Origin of the sequence: Streptomyces carminius, from assembly GCF_002794255.1 — a bacterium.
GTDB lineage: Bacteria > Actinomycetota > Actinomycetes > Streptomycetales > Streptomycetaceae > Streptomyces > Streptomyces carminius.
Map to the genome: position 1 here is coordinate 81,085 of NZ_PGGW01000019.1, position 20,808 is coordinate 101,892.

Annotated in this window: 18 protein-coding genes; 6 read left to right on the forward strand and 12 right to left on the reverse strand. The window is 74.3% G+C overall.

The window, feature by feature from the left end:
- Nucleotides 1–17: 17 nt before the first annotated feature.
- From CUT44_RS06715 to CUT44_RS06750, 8 genes are all read right to left on the reverse strand, one after another.
- The gene (locus CUT44_RS06715; protein ID WP_100201235.1) at nucleotides 18–887 is read right to left on the reverse strand and encodes a DUF6807 domain-containing protein; all 870 of its coding nucleotides are present in this window, start codon (nucleotides 885–887) and stop codon (nucleotides 18–20) included.
- Nucleotides 884–2,185 (reverse strand): Gfo/Idh/MocA family protein, encoded by a 1,302-nt coding sequence (locus CUT44_RS06720; RefSeq protein ID WP_100201236.1) that lies wholly within the window; start codon nucleotides 2,183–2,185, stop codon nucleotides 884–886. The genes CUT44_RS06715 and CUT44_RS06720 overlap by 4 nt, the downstream gene beginning before the upstream one ends.
- Complete coding sequence (locus CUT44_RS06725; RefSeq protein WP_100201237.1) at nucleotides 2,185–3,093, reverse strand: carbohydrate ABC transporter permease; 909 nt, start codon at nucleotides 3,091–3,093, stop codon at nucleotides 2,185–2,187. Before CUT44_RS06725 ends, CUT44_RS06720 begins: the two co-directional genes overlap by 1 nt.
- Nucleotides 3,090–4,037, reverse strand: a complete 948-nt coding sequence (locus CUT44_RS06730) for a carbohydrate ABC transporter permease (protein ID WP_100201238.1) — start codon at nucleotides 4,035–4,037, stop codon at nucleotides 3,090–3,092. The genes CUT44_RS06725 and CUT44_RS06730 overlap by 4 nt, the downstream gene beginning before the upstream one ends.
- 143 nt (nucleotides 4,038–4,180) lie before the next feature.
- Nucleotides 4,181–5,935, reverse strand: a complete 1,755-nt coding sequence (gene araD / locus CUT44_RS06735; protein WP_100201428.1) for an L-arabinonate dehydratase — start codon at nucleotides 5,933–5,935, stop codon at nucleotides 4,181–4,183.
- On the reverse strand, nucleotides 5,932–6,840 hold the full coding sequence (locus CUT44_RS06740; RefSeq protein ID WP_100201239.1) for a dihydrodipicolinate synthase family protein: 909 nt from the start codon (nucleotides 6,838–6,840) through the stop codon (nucleotides 5,932–5,934). The genes araD and CUT44_RS06740 overlap by 4 nt, the downstream gene beginning before the upstream one ends.
- The gene (locus CUT44_RS06745) at nucleotides 6,837–7,517 is read right to left on the reverse strand and encodes a GntR family transcriptional regulator (RefSeq protein WP_100201240.1); all 681 of its coding nucleotides are present in this window, start codon (nucleotides 7,515–7,517) and stop codon (nucleotides 6,837–6,839) included. The genes CUT44_RS06740 and CUT44_RS06745 overlap by 4 nt, the downstream gene beginning before the upstream one ends.
- A gap of 335 nt (nucleotides 7,518–7,852) precedes the next feature.
- Nucleotides 7,853–9,076 carry a hypothetical protein gene (locus tag CUT44_RS06750; protein WP_100201241.1) on the reverse strand — a complete coding sequence of 408 codons (1,224 nt, stop codon included), beginning with the start codon at nucleotides 9,074–9,076 and terminating at the stop codon, nucleotides 7,853–7,855.
- Nucleotides 9,077–9,335: 259 nt separating this feature from the next.
- Between CUT44_RS06750 and CUT44_RS06755 the strand changes: the two genes are divergently transcribed.
- The 3 genes from CUT44_RS06755 (at nucleotide 9,336) to CUT44_RS06765 (ending at nucleotide 11,829) form a co-directional block, all read left to right on the forward strand.
- Complete coding sequence (locus tag CUT44_RS06755) at nucleotides 9,336–10,151, forward strand: NAD-dependent epimerase/dehydratase family protein (RefSeq protein ID WP_100201242.1); 816 nt, start codon at nucleotides 9,336–9,338, stop codon at nucleotides 10,149–10,151.
- A 121-nt stretch (nucleotides 10,152–10,272) separates the two neighbouring features.
- On the forward strand, nucleotides 10,273–11,433 hold the full coding sequence (locus CUT44_RS06760; RefSeq protein WP_100201243.1) for a TerD family protein: 1,161 nt from the start codon (nucleotides 10,273–10,275) through the stop codon (nucleotides 11,431–11,433).
- Between the two features lie 204 nt (nucleotides 11,434–11,637).
- Nucleotides 11,638–11,829, forward strand: coding sequence for a hypothetical protein (locus CUT44_RS06765; RefSeq protein WP_100201244.1), 192 nt, complete (start codon nucleotides 11,638–11,640; stop codon nucleotides 11,827–11,829).
- Nucleotides 11,830–11,861: 32 nt separating this feature from the next.
- Here the strand turns inward: CUT44_RS06765 and CUT44_RS06770 are convergent, their stop codons facing one another.
- Nucleotides 11,862–13,361: an alkaline phosphatase PhoX gene (locus CUT44_RS06770; RefSeq protein WP_100201245.1), complete on the reverse strand. Its 1,500-nt coding sequence runs from the start codon at nucleotides 13,359–13,361 to the stop codon at nucleotides 11,862–11,864.
- A 94-nt stretch (nucleotides 13,362–13,455) separates the two neighbouring features.
- A complete protein-coding gene (locus CUT44_RS06775) occupies nucleotides 13,456–14,889 on the reverse strand; it encodes a hypothetical protein (RefSeq protein WP_100201246.1) in 1,434 nt (477 codons plus the stop codon).
- A 304-nt stretch (nucleotides 14,890–15,193) separates the two neighbouring features.
- On the opposite strand from CUT44_RS06775, the gene CUT44_RS06780 reads away from it, so the two are divergent.
- From CUT44_RS06780 to dapA, 3 genes are all read left to right on the forward strand, one after another.
- A complete protein-coding gene (locus tag CUT44_RS06780; protein WP_100201247.1) occupies nucleotides 15,194–17,032 on the forward strand; it encodes an endonuclease/exonuclease/phosphatase family protein in 1,839 nt (612 codons plus the stop codon).
- A 136-nt stretch (nucleotides 17,033–17,168) separates the two neighbouring features.
- Entirely contained in the window at nucleotides 17,169–17,792 is a 624-nt protein-coding gene (locus CUT44_RS06785; RefSeq protein WP_100201248.1) for a Uma2 family endonuclease, read from the forward strand.
- A gap of 46 nt (nucleotides 17,793–17,838) precedes the next feature.
- Nucleotides 17,839–18,729: a 4-hydroxy-tetrahydrodipicolinate synthase gene (gene dapA / locus CUT44_RS06790; protein ID WP_100201249.1), complete on the forward strand. Its 891-nt coding sequence runs from the start codon at nucleotides 17,839–17,841 to the stop codon at nucleotides 18,727–18,729.
- Here dapA and CUT44_RS06795 read toward each other — a convergent pair.
- On the reverse strand, nucleotides 18,726–19,562 hold the full coding sequence (locus CUT44_RS06795; RefSeq protein WP_100201250.1) for an EI24 domain-containing protein: 837 nt from the start codon (nucleotides 19,560–19,562) through the stop codon (nucleotides 18,726–18,728). The two genes, dapA and CUT44_RS06795, sit on opposite strands and share 4 nt — an antisense overlap.
- Nucleotides 19,563–19,692: 130 nt before the next feature.
- Entirely contained in the window at nucleotides 19,693–20,727 is a 1,035-nt protein-coding gene (gene dapD, locus CUT44_RS06805) for a 2,3,4,5-tetrahydropyridine-2,6-dicarboxylate N-succinyltransferase (protein WP_100201251.1), read from the reverse strand.
- Nucleotides 20,728–20,808 lie beyond the last annotated feature (81 nt).

Here is a 20,808-nt window from a genome sequence, read left to right on the forward strand (position 1 = left end):
TGCGGTCAGTGACGCGGTCAGGTGACGCGGAGCCGGGCGGCGACACCGGCCGCGGCGGTACGGTCCAGCCGCCCGTCGGCGACCGCGGTGACCACCCGCCGTACAACCGGCCGGCCGGGCGGCAACGGCAGCCTGTTCCCCCAGGCCAGCGCCGAGCCCACCCCCGGGTACTCGGCCGCGCGTACGAACCACGGATCGCGGCGGGTGTCGTCGGTGGCCCCGGCGAAGACCAGCGTCCAGCCCTCGCCCGTCATCGCCAGCCAGGGCGCCGGCCTCCCGTGCACCGCCGCCTCGCCCGCGGCACGGTCCGTGAACACCTCGGGCGGGCGGGAGCCGGCCGGCGGGCGCCAGAAGAAGCCGCCGTAGCCGGCACCGGGGCGGCCGTTGGTGGCCGGGCTGCCCGCCGACAGCTCCTCACCGCGGACGTTGGTGAGTTCACAGGTGAGGTCCAACGCCCAGCAGCGCCCGTCCAGCTCCCGGACGGCGACCGTGCGGCGCTCGGTCAGCAGCCGCCGCCCGCCGCGTTCCCAGGCCAGCTCCTCGGCGAAGCCGTCCGTACCGCGCCGCAGCCACCGCAGATGGCGCTGCCGCCCGTGGTTGTCCAGTTCGGTGGGGCCCCGGCCGCGGACGAAGGTGCGCCCGCCCCAGAAGTTGACGCCGGAGACGTCGGGGACGGCGATGCTCACCCCGAGGTGGTGGACGTGATCGGCGGGCCGCAGCTCGGTGACGACCGTGCCGCCCAGGGTGCGCACGGGGTGCAGACAGGGGCGTGGGGACTCCCGGCCGGGCAGGTCCGGACGGTGCCCGTAGCAGGCCACGGCACGTCCGCGGCAGTGCAGTTCCACGGTCTCGTCCGCTCCGGCGGGGACGGTGCGGGGCTCGCTCATGCCCCGGCCTCCTCTCCGGTCTCTCCGGTCTCTGCGGTCTCTGCGGTCTCTCCTCCGGGAGCCGCGAGGGTCGCCGGTGCCGCGGGCACCGCCCAGGGCACGTACGGGCCGCCGGAGCGGGCCAGTTCCGGGGCCGTCTCCGAGTAGAGGCCCAGCCGCTCGGCCCCCGCGGCGACCAGCTCGTCGATGCCGTCGACGATCCGCCGTGCGGAGCCGCCGCCGTCCGGGCCGGGTTCGGTGTACCAGGCCTCCGGCGGCAGCGGACGCGGCTCGGGGGCGGTGCGGACGGCCTCCACCAGCCGCATGAAGGCGCCGGTGCGCCCGGGCGGCACCAGCAGCTCCGTACCGTCGGCGAGGTGGGCGAGGAGGTTGCGCAGCAGGTCGGTGCGGGCGTACTCGGTGGTCTCGGGGGCGTGGCCGTGCCGTTCCAGCCGGACACGGTCCGCCTTGTACCAGAGGGTGACGCGGCCCTCGGTGCCGTGCACGACGACGTACGGCTCGCCGGGCCGCCGCGCGCACAGCGTCACGGCCGCGGTGATCTCGCCCGTGGTGCCGTCGCCGTGCACGGTGCGGAGACGGGCGCAGGAGGTGTCGTCGGCCTCGATGGGGTTGGCCCGGTACAGCTCCAGCTCGACGCCTGCCACGTCCTCCGCGCGGTCGCCGCCGTCGATGCGCAGCGCGGTGGCCACGGCGTGGGCGAGGGGATTGGTGAGGACACCGTCCACCACGTCCCGGCCGTCCAGTCTGCGCCGTCCGGCCCAGCCGGCCCGGTGCCAGTAGGCCAGGTCGCGGGCCCAGGCGCCGGCGGCGCCGATGCCCCGTACCCGGCCGATCGCGCCGTCGGCGACCAGTTCGCGGACGGCGGTGACGGCCTGGGAGCCCAGGGACTGGAAGCCGATCTGGCAGGCCACCCCGGCCGTCGCCAGCCCTTCGGTCAGCCGCTCGAACTCGGCGTACGAGGGGGCGGGCGGCTTCTCCAACAGCAGGTGGACGCCCCGCTCGGCGGCGGTCAGCGCCAGGTCGACATGGGTGTGGATCGGGGTGCAGACGACGGCGACGCGCGCGCCGGTGCGCTCCAGCAGACCGGCGAGGTCGGTGGACTGCTCGACGGGACCGAGGCCGTCCAGCTCCCGCCCGGTGAGCGGGACCGGCTCGCAGATCCCGGCCAGGCGGACCAGGCCCTCCCCGGCGAGCCGGCGGATGTTGTCCAGGTGCCGGCGGCCGTGGCCGCGGGCTCCGGCCAGCACGACGGGCAGCGGCACTCCGGCGGCGGAGGCGGCGGCGGAGGCGGCATTCATCAGCCCTTCACCGCCCCCGCGCTGAAGCCGGTGATCAGCCACTTCTGGATGAAGGCGAAGATGATCACCACGGGTACGGCGGCGACCACCCCGCCCGCGGCGAGCGCGCCGAGGTCCACGCTGTCGGAGCCGATGAGGGTGTTGAGGCCGACCGGAATGGTCTGCTTGTCCTGCGAGGAGAGGAACATCAGGGCGAACAGGAAGTGGTTCCAGCTGTGCACGAAGGCGAAGGAGCCCACCGCGATCAGCCCCGGCCGCAGCATCGGCAGCACGATGGCCCCGAAGGCCCGCAGCCGGGAGCAGCCGTCCACCCAGGCGGCCTCCTCCAGCGACTCGGGCACGTTCCTGATGAAGCCGCCGATGAGGATCATCGACAGCGGGAGCTGGAAGACCGTCTCCGCGATGATCACGCTCCACATGGAGTTGATGAGCTGAAGGTTGCGGAAGGTCTCGAACAGCGGGACGAGCATCAGCGCGCCCGGGATGAACTGCGAGCACAGCAGCGCCAGCATGAAGGCGCTCTTCAGCCGGAACCGGAAACGGGCCAGGGCGTAACCGCCGGCCAGCGCCACCGCCATGGTCATCACCATCGAGGCGATGCCCACCTGGGTGCTGTTGAGGAAGTAGGTGCCGAAGCTCCGGTCGTTCCAGACCTTCTCGAAGTGCTCGCCGGTCACCGGCCAGGGCACCAGGGCGGTGGAGCCCGCCGGGCGGAGGGCGAACAGCAGCATCCAGTAGAAGGGGATCAGTGTGAACAGCAGGTAGAGCCCCAGCGGGAGGAGGGTCTGCCAGCGCGGCGGTCCGTCGTCCGGTCTGCGGCGCCGGGTTCTCCGCCGGGCCGCGGGCGGGGTCTCGCCGTCGGCCGGGACGGGGACGCGGGTGCCCTGCCGGGCGAGTGCGGCGGTCACTTGTCGTCGCCTCCGAACTTGCTCAGGCGCAGGTAGAGGATCGAGCAGAACAGGAGGATCACGAAGGCCACCGTGGTCAGCGCGGAGGCGTAGCCGAAGTCGTGGCCGTCGATCCCGGTGTTGGCGACGTAGAGCGGAAGCGTGGTGGTCACGCCCGCCGGCCCGCCGCCGGTGAGGGTGTAGAGCAGGTCGACGTTGTTGAACTCCCACACCGCGCGCAGCAGTGTGGAGAGGATGATCGCGTCCTTCAGATGCGGCAGGGTGATGTGCCGGAACCGCCGGAAGCGGCTCGCGCCGTCCACCGAGGCGGCCTCGTAGAGGTCCTTGGGGACTGACTGCAGGTCGGCGAGGATGAGGATCGCGAAGAACGGGACGCCGCGCCAGAGTTCGGCCAGGACGGCGGCCCAGAAGACGGTGCCGGTGTCGGAGAGGACCGAGGTGCCGTACTCGCCGACGCCGGCGTCGGCCAGATAGCGGCTCAGCCCGGTGGAGGGGTTGTACAGCAGGATCCAGATGGTGGTGGTGAGCACCCCGGAGACCGCCCAGGGCGAGAAGACCAGGGCCCGGGCGATGCCGCGGCCGACGAACGTCTGGTTGACGATCAGCGCCAGCGCCAGGCCGAAGACCAGTTGGAGGCCGACCTCCACGAGGACCCACTTGGCGCTGAAGACGAGGGTCTGCCAGAACAGCGGGTCCTCGAAGAGGATCTTCCGGAAGTTGTCCGCGCCGGCGAAGCCGTTCCGCCAGGGCTTGGTGACGTTGTAGTGCTGGAGGCTGTAGTAGAGGACGCTGAGCATCGGGTAGGCGATGAAGCCCAGCATCAGCAGCACGGCGGGCGCGATCAGCAGATACGGCAGGCCGCGCCTGCCCGGTCCGCCCGGCCTTTCCGGTGCCTCGGGCTTCCCTGCCGGGGCGCGCTTCTTCGGCACGGCGGTGAGGGCCATTGCCGGTGCTCCGTTCTGTCGTCGAATGACCGTCGAACGTTGTTCGGTATGTCGGCCGGCCCCCGGCCGGTGTTTCGGACGGTGGGGCGGCGACCGGAGAGTCCGCGGGAGCGGTCGTCCGGGGACGGCGCCCGGCCGCGGGCTCAGCCCGCGTGGGGTTCCGGCACCTCGCCGGGCCGGGCGAGGAAGGCGAAGTCGCAGCCGGTGTCGGCCTGGGTGATGTGCTCCTCGTACAGGGCCCCGTAACCGCGTCCGTAGCGGGCCGGCGGGGGCTGCCAGGCGGCGCGGCGGCGCTCCAGTTCGGCGTCGTCGACCTCCAGGCGCAGGGTGCGGGCGGGGACGTCGAGGGTGATCAGGTCCCCGCTCTCCACCAGGGCCAGCGGCCCGCCCACCCACGACTCGGGCGCGATGTGCAGGACGCAGGCGCCGTAACTGGTGCCGCTCATCCGGGCGTCGGAGAGCCGGACCATGTCGCGCACCCCCTGTCTGAGCAGGTGGCCGGGGATGGGCAGCATTCCGTACTCGGGCATCCCCGGACCGCCCAGCGGGCCGGAGCCGCGCAGCACCAGCACACTGTCGGCGGTGATGCCGAGCGCGGGGTCGTCGATGCCGGCCTGCAGGGCGCGGTAGTCCTCGAAGACGACCGCGGGACCGGTGTGCCGCAGCAGGTGCGGCTCGGCGGCGAGGTGCTTGATGACGGCGCCGTCCGGGGCGAGGTTGCCGCGCAGGACGGCGATGCCGCCCTCGGCGGACAGCGGGTCGTCCGCGGTGCGGATGACGTCGTCGTCGTGGACGAGTGCGCCGGCGAGCTGCTCGCGCAGCGTGTCGTGGGCGACGGTGGGGCGGTCCAGGTGGAGGCGGTCGCGCAGCCGGGAGAGGAAGCCGGGCATGCCGCCCGCCTGGTGGAAGTCCTCCATCAGGTACTTCCCGCCGGGCCGCAGATCGGCCAGCACCGGTGTGGTGCGGGCGATCCGGTCGAAGTCGTCCAGGGTGAGGCCGATCCCGGAGCGTCCGGCCATGGCGATGAGGTGGATGACGGCGTTGGTGGAGCCGCCCAGCGCGCACACGGTCGTCACCGCGTCCTCGTACGCCTCGCGGGTCAGGACGGTGGAGAGACTGCGGCCCTCCCACACCAGCTCCACGATCCGCCGCCCGGCCGCGGCGGCCATCCGGGAGTGCCCGGAGTCGACGGCGGGGATGGCGGCGGCGCCGGGCATGGTGACCCCCAGTGCCTCGGCGGCGCCGGTCATGGTGGAGGCGGTGCCCATGGTCATGCAGTGGCCGGGCGAGCGGGCCAGGCCGCACTCCAGTTCGGCGAGCTCGCAGTCGCCGATGAGCCCGGCGCGGTAGTCGTCCCAGTACTTCCACATGTCGGTGCCCGAACCGAGGGTCTCGCCGCGCCAGTGGCCGCGCAGCATGGGCCCGGCGGGGACGAGGACGGCGGGCAGGTCGGCGCTGGCCGCGCCCATCAGCAGGGCGGGGGTGGTCTTGTCGCAGCCGCCCATCAGCACCGCGCCGTCCACCGGGTAGGAGCGCAGCAGTTCCTCGGTCTCCAGGGACAGCAGGTTGCGGTAGAGCATGGGAGTGGGCTTCTGGAAGGTCTCCGACAGTGTCGCGACGGGGAACTCCAGCGGGAAGCCGCCGGCCTGCCACACCCCGCGTTTGACCGCCTCGGCGCGCTCGCGCAGGTGCTGGTGGCAGGGGTTGATGTCGGACCAGGTGTTGAGGATCGCGATCACCGGCTTGCCCAGGTGCTCCTCCGGGAGGTAGCCGAGCTGACGGGTACGGGCGCGGTGGCTGAAGGAGCGCAGCCCGCCGGTTCCGTACCACCGGTGGCTGCGGAGCTCCTCGGGCCCGCGGCGGGGCCGGGGTCCGCGGGTTTCCCGGCGGTCCGTCATGTCCGCTCCCACCCCTCGACGATCGCGGCGACCTCGGCGCGCAGTTCCCCCGGCAGCGTGCTGCCGGGCGGGCGGACGTCGCGGCGGCACAGGCCGAGGTGCGCCAGGGCCTCCTTGACGACGGAGACGTTGTTGGCCGACTGCTTCTCGGCGCGCAGGTCCTCGAAGGCGCGGACCCGCTCCCAGACCTCCATCGCGGCCCGGAAGTCCCCGGCGCGCAGCGCCCGGAGCATCTCCAGCGAGGTCCGGGGGGCGACGTTGGCCAGGCCGGAGGTGAAGCCGGTGGCGCCGCAGGCGAAGTAGGCGGGGGCGTACAGCTCGGCGAGTCCGGCCACCCACACGAAGCGGTCCACTCCCGCGTCGCGGGCGAAGGCGGCGAAGCGGGCCGCGTCCGGGACGGCGTACTTGACCCCGATGACGTTGGGGCACTCCGCACCGAGCCGGGCCAGCGCGGCGCCCCCGACGAAGGGAGTCCGCAGGTACGGCACGACGCCCAGGTCGGGCACCGCCTCGGCCACGGCCCGGTGGTAGTCCACCCAGCCCTCCTGGGAGACGTACGGGTTGGCGGGCTGGTGGACCATCACCATCTCCGCCCCGGCGTCCCTCGCCCGCCGGGCGCTCTCGGCCGCCGTGGCCGGGTCGTGGCCGACGCCGACGATCACCTCGGCCTGCCCCGCGGCCTCCGCCACGGTCAGTTCCACCGCCAGGCGGCGCTCGCCGGGAGTGAGGGAGTGGAACTCGCCGGTGTTGCCGTTGGGGGTGAGGGCACCGATCCCGGCGTCCAGCAGGCGGCGCACCAGGGTCCGGTGGGCGTCCTCGTCCAGCCGGCCCCGTCCGTCGAACGGGGTGACGGTGATGGCCACCACGCCGGCGAGGGCGGCTCGCCGACGGCAGAAGTCCGTCATGCCCGACCCACCTGGCCTTTCTCGTTCTCCTCGGCGGGGAACGCCCGGCGGACGAACCCCTCGATGTGCTCGTGCAGCAGCCGGGCAGCGCCGTCCGCGTCCCCGTCCAGGGCACGGGCGAGGATGCGCCGGTGCTCGGCGGCCTCCCGCTCCCAGGAGGGCACCGCCTCCCAGGCGACGGTGGACACCAGCGCCGCCTGGTCGCGCAGGTCGTCGAGCATCCGGGTCAGCAGCGGGTTTCCGCAGGGCAGGTACAGGGCGCGGTGGAAGTCCCGGTTGGCCAGCGACCGGGCGGCCCGGTCGGCGGCGGCGTCCGCCCGCTCCAGTGCCTCCCCGGCGTCGGCCAGACCGGCCCCCGCGGTGACGGTACGGCGCAGGGCCTCCGGTTCCAGCAGCAGCCGCACGTCGTAGACGGAGCGGGCCATCGCGGTGTCCACGGTGCGCACGGTGGCGCCCTTGTACTCGCTCATCACGACCAGTCCGCGGCCCGCGAGGGTCTTCAGGGCCTCGCGGACCGGGGTCTTGGACACCCCGAACCGCGCGGCGAGCTCGGCCTCCACCAGGGGCTGCCCGGGTGGGAGTCGGCCGGTGAGGACGGCGTGGGTCAGCTGTTCCAGCACGTACTGCGTCCTGGAGGGGAAGGGCACCGGCACGACACCGGTCAGCGGCGCTCTCATACGGTCGGCTCCCGGCTCGGTTCCGGCGGCTGGCACTGGCCGGCACCCGGCACCAATGCCACAGGGGACGTCAGGTGCGTCACAGGCCCCATATGAGGCGGAACGGGTCCGTACAGTTCCGCACAGGGCTGTATCGCGCCTCGTATATGACGTATGACGTACGACTCGTGGTGGGAAGCAACGTAGGTCGGCCCCCGGACTCCGTCAACGGTTCCGACAGAAGTCCGGGGGCCCGGATTGAAAGCGCTTACTGTGCGCATCGGCAAGGCCTGGGCGGTCATCCGGCGCCGCACCCGCCGCACGGCCCGCACCGGCGGCGGCCCGTCGGCGGCGGTTCAGGCGAGGCGGGACAGCGCGCCGCGCACCGCCGCCAGGTCGGCCTCCGAGGCCAGCCCGGCGTGGTAGAGCCGCAGTTCCCCGGCGCCCAGCTCCCGGGCGTGCGCGGCCTCCTCGGCCAGCGCCTCCGGACGTCCGCCCATCCCCGCCACTACCGTGAAGTTGGCCGCCAGTACGGTTCCGGGGGCGCGGTGCGGCCCGAACGGCGTGAGCACGTCGGCACGTTCGGCCGCGTCCCCGGTGCACGCCAGCACCACCCCGTCGGCCGCGCCGGGGCCGCCGCCGAGCACCCCGGTGGGATCCGTCCCCGCGTTGGCGCCGCAGCGATGCGGGGCCGGGTCGGCGTGCAGCAGTACCCGGAAGCCCTTCTCGCCGCGTTCCCGGGCGGCGGCGCGCACCGCTTCGACCACCTCGCTCCGGAAAGCGCTCGCTATCCGGTTCCGCCAGGCGGCGGCCACCGCGGCGAGTTCGGCGCCCAGCAGTTCCTCCACCTCGGCCCACTCCTCTTCGCGCCCCCGCGCGGTCTCGGCGTACGCCCCGGTCCACAGCGGCTCCAGCGCACCGGTGACGGCCGACCGCAGCCGCCCGGGGTCCGCTCCGAGCGAGGCGTAGCCCGCCTCGCAGACCGGACAGAAGCACAGCGACATCAGATACTGGCCGGCGCCGCCGAGCCGTATTCCGCCGGTCTTGTCGTGGGCGCTCAGATGGGGCAGTCCGTACCAGCCGCAGGACTCCAGCTCGGTGCCGCGCGCGCCGGGCCGTACGGCGGCCTCCGCGGCGAGCGAGACGGCGTAGGCGCGCACCTCCTCCCGGGCGATGCAGGGCGCCCAGGGGTAGGAGTCGCCGTGGGCGTTGCGCACCCGGATGCCGGGGTGTTCGGCGCCCAGCCGGGTGTTGTGGGCCAGGATCACCCAGGAGTGCACCTCGAGTCCGGCGCCGGCCAGCGCCTCGGCCGCCGCGCCGAACGGGTCCGCGCCCTCCGTCCAGCGCTGCGGGTACGGACGCAGGGCGCGGCCGGCCCAGCGGGCCGGATCCGCCGGGTAGTACACGGCGGAGTGCTCGGCGGTGACGATCCGGTGGCGCGGATGGCGCGGGGTGAGCGCCCGGGTGGAGTGGTAGGCGGAGGCGAGGGTGACCTGCCGGACTCCCAGGTCGGCGATCCGGCGGGCGGCGTCGGGGTCTCCGACGACGTCCCAGGGGTAGAGGAAGGCGGAGGCACGCATCGGCAGCTCCTCGGTCGACGGGGCGGGGAAGTAGGGCGGACGGCGGAAGTGATCGGGGAACGGGCGAAGGGTAGAACAGCGGCACCCGCCCCGACAGTCGTTCATCCCGCCGGCCGCCGTATATCGGTGTGAACCGCGGCCGGGCACGCCCGGCTCCCGCCCCGGACCGGCGGCCGGGGCGTGACACCTCTTGACGGCGTTCGGGCGGACTCCTTAGCGTGATCCCATATGTGAACATCATTCATGAACGGAGACGTCGATGCCCGTCCCCCGCACCGTTCTGCTCACCGGCGCCGCCGGCGGCATCGGCACCCGGATGCGCGAGCTGCTTCCGCCGTACGGCTACGCGCTGCGGCTGTTCGACGCCCGCCCCGTCGAGGGCGAGCCGGACGCCGTCACCGCCGACCTCTCCGACACCGCCGCACTGCGGGAGGCGGTGCGGGGCGCCGACGCGATCGTCCACCTGGCGGGCATCTCCGGGGAGGCCCCCTTCGGTGAGATCCTGCGCGCGAACATCGAGGGCACCCACCACCTGTACGAGGCGGCCCGCGCGGCGGGCGTGCGCCGCGTCGTGTTCGCCTCCTCCAACCACGCGGTGGGCTTCGCCGCCCCGCCCCGCCCCGGGGAGCCACTGCTGGGCACCGGCGGCCCGCACCGGCCGGACACCTTCTACGGCCTGTCGAAGTGCTTCGGCGAGGACCTCGCCCAGCTCTACTGGGACCGCGCCGGGATCGAGACCGTCTCCGTCCGGATCGGCTCCTGCTTCCCGGAGCCGACCACCGTGCGCATGCTGTCCACCTGGCTGAGCCCCGCCGACTGCGCCCGGCTGCTGCACGCCGCCCTCACCGCTCCGGAGGTCGGGCACACCGTCGTCTACGGCTCCTCGGCCAACACCCGGCTGTGGTGGGACCTGGCCCCGGCCCGCGCGCTGGGGTACGAGCCGCGCGACGACTCCGAGCGGTACGCCGGGCGGCTGGTCGCCGAGCAGGGCGAACCGGACCCGGACGACCCCGGGCACGCCTGCCTGGGCGGCACCTTCTGCACCGAGCCGCCCGACTGGCCGGACGGCCTGTGAACCGCCCCGGCGGGCCCCGGGGAACGCCTTCCCCGGCTTCCCGCGGTGTGCGGCGGCGGACACCCGGCCGGACCGCCGGAACCGCACGGCACCGCTGTCCGTTATGCGGACCATGACTGCGATGACTCCCGGCTCGAACCTTCCCCTGTCCGCGGCCCGGGTGGCGGTGGACGTCACCGCACCGGTCCGGCTCGACGTGTCCGGTCTGCTGCTCACCGCCGACGGCAGGGTGCGCTCCGACGACGACTTCGTCTTCTACAACCAGCCGTCGGCACCGGGGGTGACGCACAGCGCCGCGGACGGCCGGGACACGATCACCGTGGACGCCGCAGCGGTGCCCGCCGACATCGAGAAGGTGGTGGTGACCGCCAGCCTCGACACCCCCGGCGCGACCTTCGCCGGCACCGAGCCCACCGCCACCGTCCGGGACGCCGCGAGCGGCACGGTGGTGGCCACCTTCACCCCGCCCCGGCTGGGCGCGGAGACGGCGCTGGTGGTCGTCGAGGTCTACCGCCGCGGCGGGGCGTGGAAGGTGCGCGCGGTCGGCCAGGGGTACGCCGACGGCCTGGCCGGCATCGCCACGGACTTCGGCGTGACGGTGGAGGAGCCCACCACCGCGCCGGCCGCACCGGCGGCGCCTGCCGCGCCCCCGGCCGCCGCCGCACCCGCCGCCCCGGCCCCCACACCCGCGCCCGCATCCGGCGGGAAGATCAACCTGGACAAGGGCCGGGTCGATCTGCGCAAGCATCAGACGGTCTCCCTGGTCAAGGGCGGCAAACCGCTGCTCGGCTCGGTGCGGATGGGGCTGGGCTGGGAGCCCGCCTTCCGCGGCAGGGACGTGGACCTGGACGCCTCCGTCATCGCCTACGGCCCCGACCGCAAGAAGATCGACAACTGCTACTTCGGCAGGCTCGCCATCCTGAACGGCACCGTCCAGCACTCCGGTGACAACCTCACCGGCGAGGGCGCGGGGGACGACGAGAGCATCACCGTCCACCTGGGCGGTCTGCCACCCCAGGTGACGGGTCTGGTCTTCACCGTCAACTCCTTCTCCGGCCAGAAGTTCACCGAGGTGGCCAAGGCGTACTGCCGGCTGCTGGACGCCGTCACCGGAGAGGAACTGGTCCGGTTCGACCTGACCGGTTCCGAGCCGCGCACGGGCGTGCTGATGTGCAAACTGGTCCGCCAGTACTCGGGCGAGTGGGAGATGACGGCACTGGGCGACTACGTGGACTCCCGCACGGTCCGGGGCATGGTCAAACCGGGTGGCGCGGCGCTGTAGGGCGCCTCCGCGTGCAGGCCCGTCGGAGTGACATCCGTCGCACCGGCCCGGCGGAGCGGTGCCTTCTCCGTCCCGAAGTGACATGAGTATTCGCAGGTCAGTGCCGCTTGACGGGATTTTCCAGGTGATTGGGGTTTGAGCGATAAGAACAGAGGGAAAACAATGGGGCCTGCCGATGTCATATCCAGCGCCTACGCTGGAAGCATGTCCACCACTCCCGAGCACGGATCCCCGCAGTCCCGGCCCCAGACGTCCGCCCAGGCGAACGAGGCGCTGCGCGCCTTCGTACGCGCCCATGGCGACCGGCCGTGGACGCGGACCGAGCTGGCCGAGCTGGACCGGTTGTGGGCCCTGTGGCGGGCGGCCGGACAGGCCGGGGTGAGCACCGCGGCCTGAGCCCCGGCCGGGCGCCGGCCGGTCCCTGAGCCCTATCTGCGGCGCTCCCAGGGACCGGTGATCGCGAACATGATCCCCGGCTCCTGCACGCAGGCGTACAGCGTCCGGCCGTCCCGCGCGAAGCACACCCCCGCGAACTCGGCGTACTCCGGTTCCCCGGCCGTCCCGATGTTCAGTTCGTTGCGCGCGATCGGGTACGTACGGCCACTGTCGTCGGCGCCCAGCAGGTGCTGGAGCCCTTCGCCGTCCTCGGCGAGGATCACCCCGCCGTACGGCGAGACCGTGATGTTGTCCGGGCCGTCCGCGCCGCCGGGCGCCAGCGGGTCCCGGTTGGCACCGAAGCGCAGCTTCAGGGTGAGGGTGCGGCGGCGGGGCTGGTAGAACCACACCTGGCCGTCGTGCGGCTCCCCCGGACTCCCGTCGTCCGCGCGGGCGTAGGAGGCGACCACGTACGCGCCGCCGTCGGCCCACCACATGCCCTCCAGCTTGCGGGCCCGGGTGACCCGGCTGCCGGTGAACTGCTTCCGCACCGGCACCTCGCGCGCGTCGCGGTCGGGGACGTCCACCCAGTCCACGCCGTAGACGGTGCCGGGCCGTACCGCGCGGGAGAGGTCGTCGACGAACCGGCCGCCGGAGTCGAAGCAGCGGAACGCCTGGAGCCTGCCGGCGTCGGCGGCGAGCGTGCGCAGCCGGCCGCGCCCGTGCCGGAAGCCCTTCGGCGGCGTCCAGCGGTACAGCAGGCCGTTGGGCTCGGAGTCGTCCTCCGTCAGGTACAGGTGGCCGCTGCGCGGATCGACCGCCACGGCCTCGTGGTCGAAGCGGCCCAGCGCCCTGACCGGTCGCGGATCGCGGTTGGCCCGCCGGTCGAGGGGATCGACCTCGAAGACGTAGCCGTGGTCGCGGGTCATGCCGTTCTCACCGGCCCGGTCGGAGTTCTCCTCGCAGGTCAGCCAGGTGCCCCAGGGGGTCGCTCCGCCCGCGCAGTTGGTGGAGGTGCCCGCGATGCCGACCCACTCGGCGAGTTTCCCGCCGTGCGGGGAGACCTCCACCACCGTGCAGCCGCCCGCGGCGGCCGGGTCGTAGACCAGACCCTCGGCGAGCGGCACGGGGTGCTCCCAGTCGCTCCGGGGACCCTTCAGCTCGTGGTTGTTGACGAGCAGCACCCTTCCCCGGGGGCCGTCGAAGGCGGCGGTGCCGTCATGCCCCGCGGGGGTGGGCTCGCCGCTCTCCAGCCGGGTGACCCCGCAGTGGGTGAGGACACGGTACGAGAACCCCGCGGGCAGCGCGAGCAGCCCGGCGGGATCGGGCAGCAGCGGGCCGTAGCCCGGCGTCCCGCCGCGCCCGCGCGCCTTGCCTCCGCCGGCCCCACTGTCCCCGCCGCGCTCGGCGGCCCGCCCCGGTGCGCCGGGCGCGGACGGCGCGGCGGCCAGGACGCCCGCGCTGCCCGTCAGGGCGATCCCGGCGCCTGCGACGACGGTCCTTCTGGTGAGTTCCCCGCTGCCGGTCGTGCCACTGGTCGCGCTGGTGGGCATCGTCCCTCCCGTCGGCTCCGCGATTCCGGACGAACGCCGACCACGATCCCGTCCCCGGGCGAACTCCGGCTGAACTCGGCGCCAACCGGCCGCCTCAGCCGCGCGACCGCGCCCTGTACGCCGCCCTGCGCGCGTCCTTCGCCGCCTGCCGGTCGGGGTGCACCCGGCTCATCGCCTCCAGCACCTCACCGGTCGCCGGATGGTCGACGCGCCACGCCTTGTCGAAGAAGCCGCTGTGCCCGTCGACCAGGCCGCGCACCAGATCGCGCAGCTCGTCCGAGCCGCCCGCCCCGGCGGCGTCGTCCGCCGTGGCCAGCTGGGCGGCCAGGGTGTCCACGGTGAGCCAGAAGATCATCTCCTCGGACGGCGCCGGGACATCGGCGAGGCCCCGCTCGGAGAGCCAGACCCGGGCCAGCCCGCCCAGCTGGCCGTCGTCCAGGACCTCCCGCAGGGCGGGCTCGGCCTCCGCGCCGGCCAGGGAGAGCGCCTGCTGGCAGGCGAGCCGGCGGCGCGGCGCGTCCCGGTCGTCGCCCCGGGCCGCGGCGAGGAGTTCCCGGGCGGCCTCCAGCGGGGCGCGCCGGGCGAACCAGTGCTCGATCTCCCCGCGGGCGGCCTCCTCACCGTGCCCGGGCAGGGCGGCCAGCAGATCACCGGCGGTGTGCCCGGCGAGGTCGCCCACGACCGGGGCCGGCACGCCCGCCGCCAGCAGCCGCCGCCGTACGCCGTACAGGCCGAGCGGGGTGAGCCGCACCATGCCGTAGCGGGCGACCTCCTCCCCGGCGGGACCGCCGGGCTCCTCCGCGGGGCCGCCGGACACAGCGCCGTCCTCCCCGAACAGGGCCCCGTCCAGCGGCCGGTGGACGACGGCCCCGGTCGGCGCCAGCGTCCGGAATCCCTCGTCCAGTGCGACCATCGCCGCCGAGACGCTCTCCAGGACGGCGTCGGTGGGGTGCTCCATGCCGTCGGGGGCAACCGCCGAGGCGGCGAGCACCGGCAGCGGCACCATCGGCCCGGCCTCCCCGGCAAAGCCGCCGGAGTCGCGGGCGGCCATCCGGTAGAGGGTGTCCAGGGCGGTGTCGAGGAGGCCGTCGCCGCCCCGGTCCGGCTGCCGGGCGGCGAGCACCGTCTCCAGCCCCTCGTACCAGATCTCCAGCACCTCGGCCGGGCTTCCCCCGGTGAGCAGGGCGTACCTCGCCCCGGGGACGGCCGTACGGGCCCCGCCGTCCCCGCCGTCCGCGCGGAGTTCCAGCAGGCCGGTGCCGACGGCCAGCTCCCAGGCCCGTGCCGCCCGCGGCGGGCCCTCCCCGTCGTCCGCCCCGTCGGGGCCGAAGGGGGCGGCGGCCTCCGCCGGAAGCCCGGCGGGCGGCCCGCCCCCGGCACCGGCCCGGACGGCCTCCGTACTGCCGCCCGCCCAGCGGGCCAGCCCGGCGGCCCGGGACAGCAGCGGCGAGGCCAGCGCGTCCCGCGCCAGCCCGGCCTCCGCGGGAAGCCGTACGGGGGGCGCGGCGGGACGGTCGTCACCGGTCATAGGGGAAGCTCCTCGGCGGGGCATACGGTCAGAACGCCGTTCCAGCGTAGACCGGCTCCCGCGCCCGGCCGCCCGGTTCACCGGATCTTCCCTCCGCGGCCACCCGGACGCTTGACAACGGACGGACGGGGACGGCACGTTACGCGCGTAGAAACCGCGCAGTGCGAACAGGGGCGGTACGAGCGGCCCGGACGGCACGGTTGCCGCTCCCCCGCCACCGCCCCGGTCCGCTTCCGTCCCCGCGCCGCCGGCACCCGCGCACCACCCTCGTACCACCCGCCACCGCCCGTCCCCGGAGGGACCCTTGAGCAGATCCACGGCCCGTACCGCCGCACTCACCGTCGCCGCGCTCACCTCGACGCTGCTGGCCGTACCCGCCTCCGCGGCGTCCGCCGGCGGCGACGGGAGTGGCGGCCCGGTCCGCGTCCACGACATCCAGGGCACCACCCGCCTCTCCCCCCTGGCCGGCGAACAGGTTTCGGAGGTGTCCGGGGTGGTCACCGGAGTCCGCACCTACGGCTCGCGCGGCTTCTGGATCCAGGACACCGCCCCCGACGCCGACCCCGCCACCAGCGAGGGGCTGTTCGTCTTCACCAACTCCGCACCGCGGGTCGCCGTCGGCGACCTGGTGAAGGTCTCCGGCACCGTGGGCGAGTACCGCCCGGGCGGGAACTCCTCCGGCAACCAGACCGTCACCCAGATATCCCGCCCCCAGGTGACCGTCGTCTCCTCCGGCAACCCCCTGCCCGCCCCCGTGGTCCTGGACTCCGCCGCCCTCCCCGAGCGGTACGCCCCCCAGGGCGACCCGGCCGCGGGCGGGAGCATCGAGGGACTCGAACTGCGGCCCGGCGCCTACGCGCTGGACCGCTACGAGTCGCTGGAGGGCATGGACGTCCGGATCCGCGACGCCCGGATCACCGGCCCCAGCACCGAGCACGCCGAGCTGTGGGTGACCGTCGAGCCGCGGCAGCACCCCACCCCGCGCGGCGGCACCGTCTACGGCGGCTACGACCGGCCCAACCACGGCCGTCTGAAGGTCGAGTCGCTGACCCCCCTGGCCGAGGCGCCCTTCCCCACCGCCGACACCGGCGACGTGCTCACCGGCGCCACCACCGGCCCACTGGACTACGACCAGTACGGCGGCTACCACCTGGCCGCCCGCGAGCTGGGCACCGTGGCCGACGACGGCCTGGCGCGGGAGCGCACCCGCCGACAGCACCACGGCGAGCTGGCCGTGGCCACCTACAACGTGGAGAACCTCCACCCGGGCAACGGCCAGGAGAAGTTCGACCGGCTGGCCCGGGGCGTGGTGGAGAACCTCGCCTCCCCCGACATCCTCGCCCTGGAGGAGATCCAGGACGACAACGGGCCCGAGAACGACGCAGTGGTGAGCGCCGGTGAGACGCTGAGGCGCTTCACCGAGGCCATCGTGGCGGCGGGCGGCCCGCGCTACGACTGGCGCTCCGTCGACCCGGCCGACGACGCCGACGGCGGCCAGCCCGGCGGCAACATCCGCAACGTCCTCCTCTTCAACCCGGGGCGGGTCTCCTTCACGGACCGGCCCGGCGCGGACGCGACCACGGCGGCCGGGGTGAAGCGGGTGCGCGGGAAGGCGGCGCTGACCCACTCCCCCGCCCGGATCGCGCCCGCCGACGCGGCCTGGGAGGACAGCCGCAAGCCGCTGGCGGGCGAGTTCCGCTTCCGCGGCCGGACGGTGATCGTGGTCGCCAACCACTTCGCCTCCAAGGGCGGCGACCAGTCCCTGCACGCGGCCGTCCAGCCGCCGAACCGCTCCTCCGAGGTCCAGCGGCACCGGCAGGCGGAGGTGGTCAACGACTTCGTGCGGCAGGTGCTGGCGGTGGAGCGGAAGGCGGACGTCGTGGTCCTGGGCGACATCAACGACTTCGAGTTCTCCGCCACCACCCGGAAGCTGACGGCGGGCGGGGTGCTGCGCAGCGCGGTGTTCTCGCTGCCCGCGGGCGAGCGCTACACCTATGTCTTCGACGGCAACTCCCAGGTGCTGGACCAGACCCTGGTCTCCCCCGGGATCCGCCGCTTCGACTACGACATCGTCCACGTCAACGCGGAGTTCGCCGACCAGGCCAGCGACCACGACCCCCAGGTGATCCGCTTCCGCCCCTGAGCGGCCCGTGCCGGCCGTGCGCCCCCGGCGGGGCGCACGGCCGGCACGTTCGCGACCGGGCGTGACCGGTCCGACACTCGTATCGTTGGACCGTGCGGCTGCGCCGCCCGGCGCGGCGGGGAGGAGCGGCACACCGATGACCGTCGAGCTCACCGACAGGATCGAGATGACCGACAGCAGCGAGCCCAGCCTGGACGAACTGTTCGAGCTGCTGGAGCGGATGCCCGTCCCCGAGGGCTACAAGGCCGAGATCGTCGAGGGGACCGTCCACATGACGCCGCAGCGCGACACGCACTGGGAGATCATCCGCAGGATCGTCCGCGCCCTGGAGGACCGGTTTGGCATGAAGGTGAAGGTGAAGTCGGATGTACGCATCGACTTCCCCGGGCACAGCAACGGTTTCGCCCCCGATGTCGCAAAGCTCTGCGACACGGCCGAGATGGTCCAGGAGAACGGGCGGCGCCGCTGGCGGTACCAGGACGTGGAGTTCGTCGCCGAGGTGGTCTCGGACGGCACACGCGGCAACGACTACGGCAAGAAGTGTGAGGCGTACGCCGCCGCCGGTGTTCCCGCCTACCTGATCGTCGACCCGTACACCGCACAGTGCCATCTGTTCACCCGGCCCAAGGGGAGCGAGTACAACAGTCACCTCATCGTCGGTTTCGGCGAAGTGGTGGACCTGACCGGCACGCCCGCCGACCTTGTCCTGCCCACACGGGATTTCCCCCGGGAACGGGGCTCCGCCGACGGCGACCGCTGACGGAATCCGTTGGACCGTCCGCGGCGGCGTGGGCGAGACTCGCCCCATGCCCGACTCCCCCTTCGGCCGGATCGCCGCGGCCATGATCACCCCGTTCACTCCCGAGGGTGAGCTGGACCTGCCCGCCGCCCGGCGGCTCGCCGCCCACCTGGTGGACCGGGGCGGCTGCGACGCCCTGGTGCTCAGCGGCACCACCGGCGAGTCCCCGACCACCTCCGACGCGGAGAAGACCGCGCTGGTGCGAGCCGTGGCCGAGGCCGTCGGCGACCGGGCCCGGGTGGTGACGGGCGTCGGCACGAGCGACACCCGGCACTCGGTGGAGCTGGCCCGGGCCGCGGCGCGGGCCGGCGCCCACGGGCTGCTGGTCGTCACGCCGTACTACTCCCGCCCCGGCCAGGAGGCCGTCGCCCGGCATCTGGCCACCGTCGCCGACGCCACCGACCTGCCGGTGATGCTCTACGACGTCCCCGCCCGCACCGGCGAGGACACCGCGCTGAGCGCCGACACCCTGCGGCGGCTGGCGGAGCACCCCCGCGTCCGGGCCGTCAAGGACTGCGCGCAGGACCTGCTGAAGACGGCGACGGTGCTGGGCTCCACCGGGCTGCTGTACTACTCCGGCTGCGACGAGCTGAACCTGCCGCTGCGCGCGATCGGCGCCCACGGCTGCGTCAGCACGGTCGCCAACGTGGCCGGTCCCGCGGTGCGCGGCGTGCTGGACGCCTTCGACGCCGGCGACCACGACGGCGCCGCCCGGCGCCACCTGGCGCTGGTCCCGCTGATCGACGCGATGATGTCGCAGACGCCCGGCGCGGTCGCCGTCAAGGCGCTGTTCGCGGCGGCCGGGCTGCCGGGCGGGCCGCCTCGTCCGCCGCTGCTTCCGGCGGACGAGGCGCTGACCGCGCGGCTGGCCGACGCCCTCAGGCAGTCCCTGGGTTAGCCCGGGTGCCCCTCGGGGCGGGGGCCGCCGCCTCCGGCCCCGCTCGCACCGCCGTGGCCGCCCGCACCGCCGTCGTCGCCGCCGTCCGTCGGGCTGTCGCCGTCCGCCAGGTCCCGCACCAGCAGGGCGGCGCCCGCGACCGCTCCCGGCATCAGGAACACCGCGGCCAGCGGCACCAGGAAGGACAGCACCAGCGGCCCGCCGAAACCCAGGGCGAGGGCCTTGCGGCCGCGCAGCATCCGCAGCCGCTCCCGGACGGGGATGGCGCGGCGCTGCATGGCAACCGAGGTGAGTTCCAGGGTGAGGAAGAAACCCGAGACGGCGAGGCCGAGCACCGGCACGACGGTCTGGCCGAGCACCGGCACGAAGCCCAGCGCGAACAGCGGCACCGCGAGGACCAGTGCGCGCGTCAGGACGTAGAGACTGTCGCGCAGCGAGATCCACAGACTCCGCAGCAGCGGGATGTCGGGGCCCTCGGCGACACCTCCGACGGACTCCTCGACCTTCTCCGAGAGCGACTCGTAGAAGGGGTCACCGACCAGCAGGGTGACGGCGGTGAAGGTGAGCACCGCCAGCAGCAGGCCCCCGGCGAACAGCAGCGCGGTGAGCGCGCCGCGCAGCAGCCCGGGCCAGGGCGAGTCCCAGTCGTCGGCGAACGGTGTGGCCCACACCACCAGGTCGCCGGCCCAGAGGGCGAGGGCGGCCAGGGCCGCCGCGTACAGCACCAGGGTGACGAGGGCGGGCAGCAGGCCGAAGCCGAACCACCGTCCGTTGCGCAGGACCCACTTCTGGCCCTGCCCCAGGTAGCGCATTCCGGTCGCGAGATCACCCATGGCCGCACAGGGTAACGGGCCCGCCGCCCGGGGCGGGCGGCGGGTCCGCGGTACCCGGCCGCCCGGTGGCGGGCACCGGACGGCGGCGGGCGGCTCCGGGCGGCGGCGGGCGGCTCCGGGCGGCGGCGGGTCAGTTGTGGCTGTGCAGCGCCTCGTTGAGGCCGCCCCAGGAACCGGAGCGCTGGAGGGCCTCGACCGTCCCGGTGGTGGAGTTGCGGCGGAACAGGAGGTTGTTGGCGCCGGACAGCTCCAGCGCCTTGACGACCTGGCCGTCGGGCAGGGTGACGCGGGTGCCGGCCGTCAGGTACAGGCCGGCCTCCACGATGCAGTCGTCGCCGAGCGAGATGCCCAGGCCCGCCTCGGCGCCGAGCAGGCAGCGCCTGCCGATGGAGATGGTCTGCTTGCCGCCGCCGGAGAGGGTGCCCATGATCGAGGCGCCGCCGCCGATGTCGGAGCCGTCGCCGACGACGACGCCCGCGCTGATCCGGCCCTCGACCATGGAGGTGCCCAGCGTCCCGGCGTTGAAGTTGACGAAGCCCTCGTGCATCACGGTCGTGCCGGAGGCCAGGTGGGCGCCCAGCCGCACCCGGTCGGCGTCGCCGATGCGCACGCCCTTGGGGATGACGTAGTCGGTCATCCGGGGGAACTTGTCGACGCTGGTGACGTTGAGCTGCTTCCCGGCGGCGCGGGCGGCGAGCCGGGCCTCCTCGACGCGGTCCACGGGGACGGGGCCGAGGCTGGTCCAGGCCACGTTGGCGAGCAGACCGAAAATCCCGTCGAGGTTCTGACCGTGCGGCTCCACCAGGCGGTGGCTGAGCAGGTGCAGCCGCAGGTAGACGTCGTGCGCGTCCAGCGGCTTGTCCTCCAGCGAGGAGATCACCGTGCGGACTGCGACGACCTCGACACCGCGGAGCGGGTCCGGGCCCAGCGCCTGCGGCGCGGCGTCGCCCAGCAACTCGGCGGCGCGTACGGCGTCCAGCCGCTCGGTCCCGGCCGGGCCGGCCCCCGCGGCGGCAGAGCCGTCCGGGCTGTCGGCGCCGTCCGCGCCGGTCAGCTCGGGGGCGGGGAACCAGGTGTCGAGAACGGTCCCGTCGGGGGTCACGGTGGCGAGTCCGGCGGCGACGGCGCCGGTGCTGCGGTTAGCGGGGGCGGGTGCATCGGTCATGGCCAAACGCTATCCGGACACGCTCCGCCGAGGCGAACCGGTCCCGCGTGCCGGACGCGTACGCGTGCCGCCCGTGCCGCC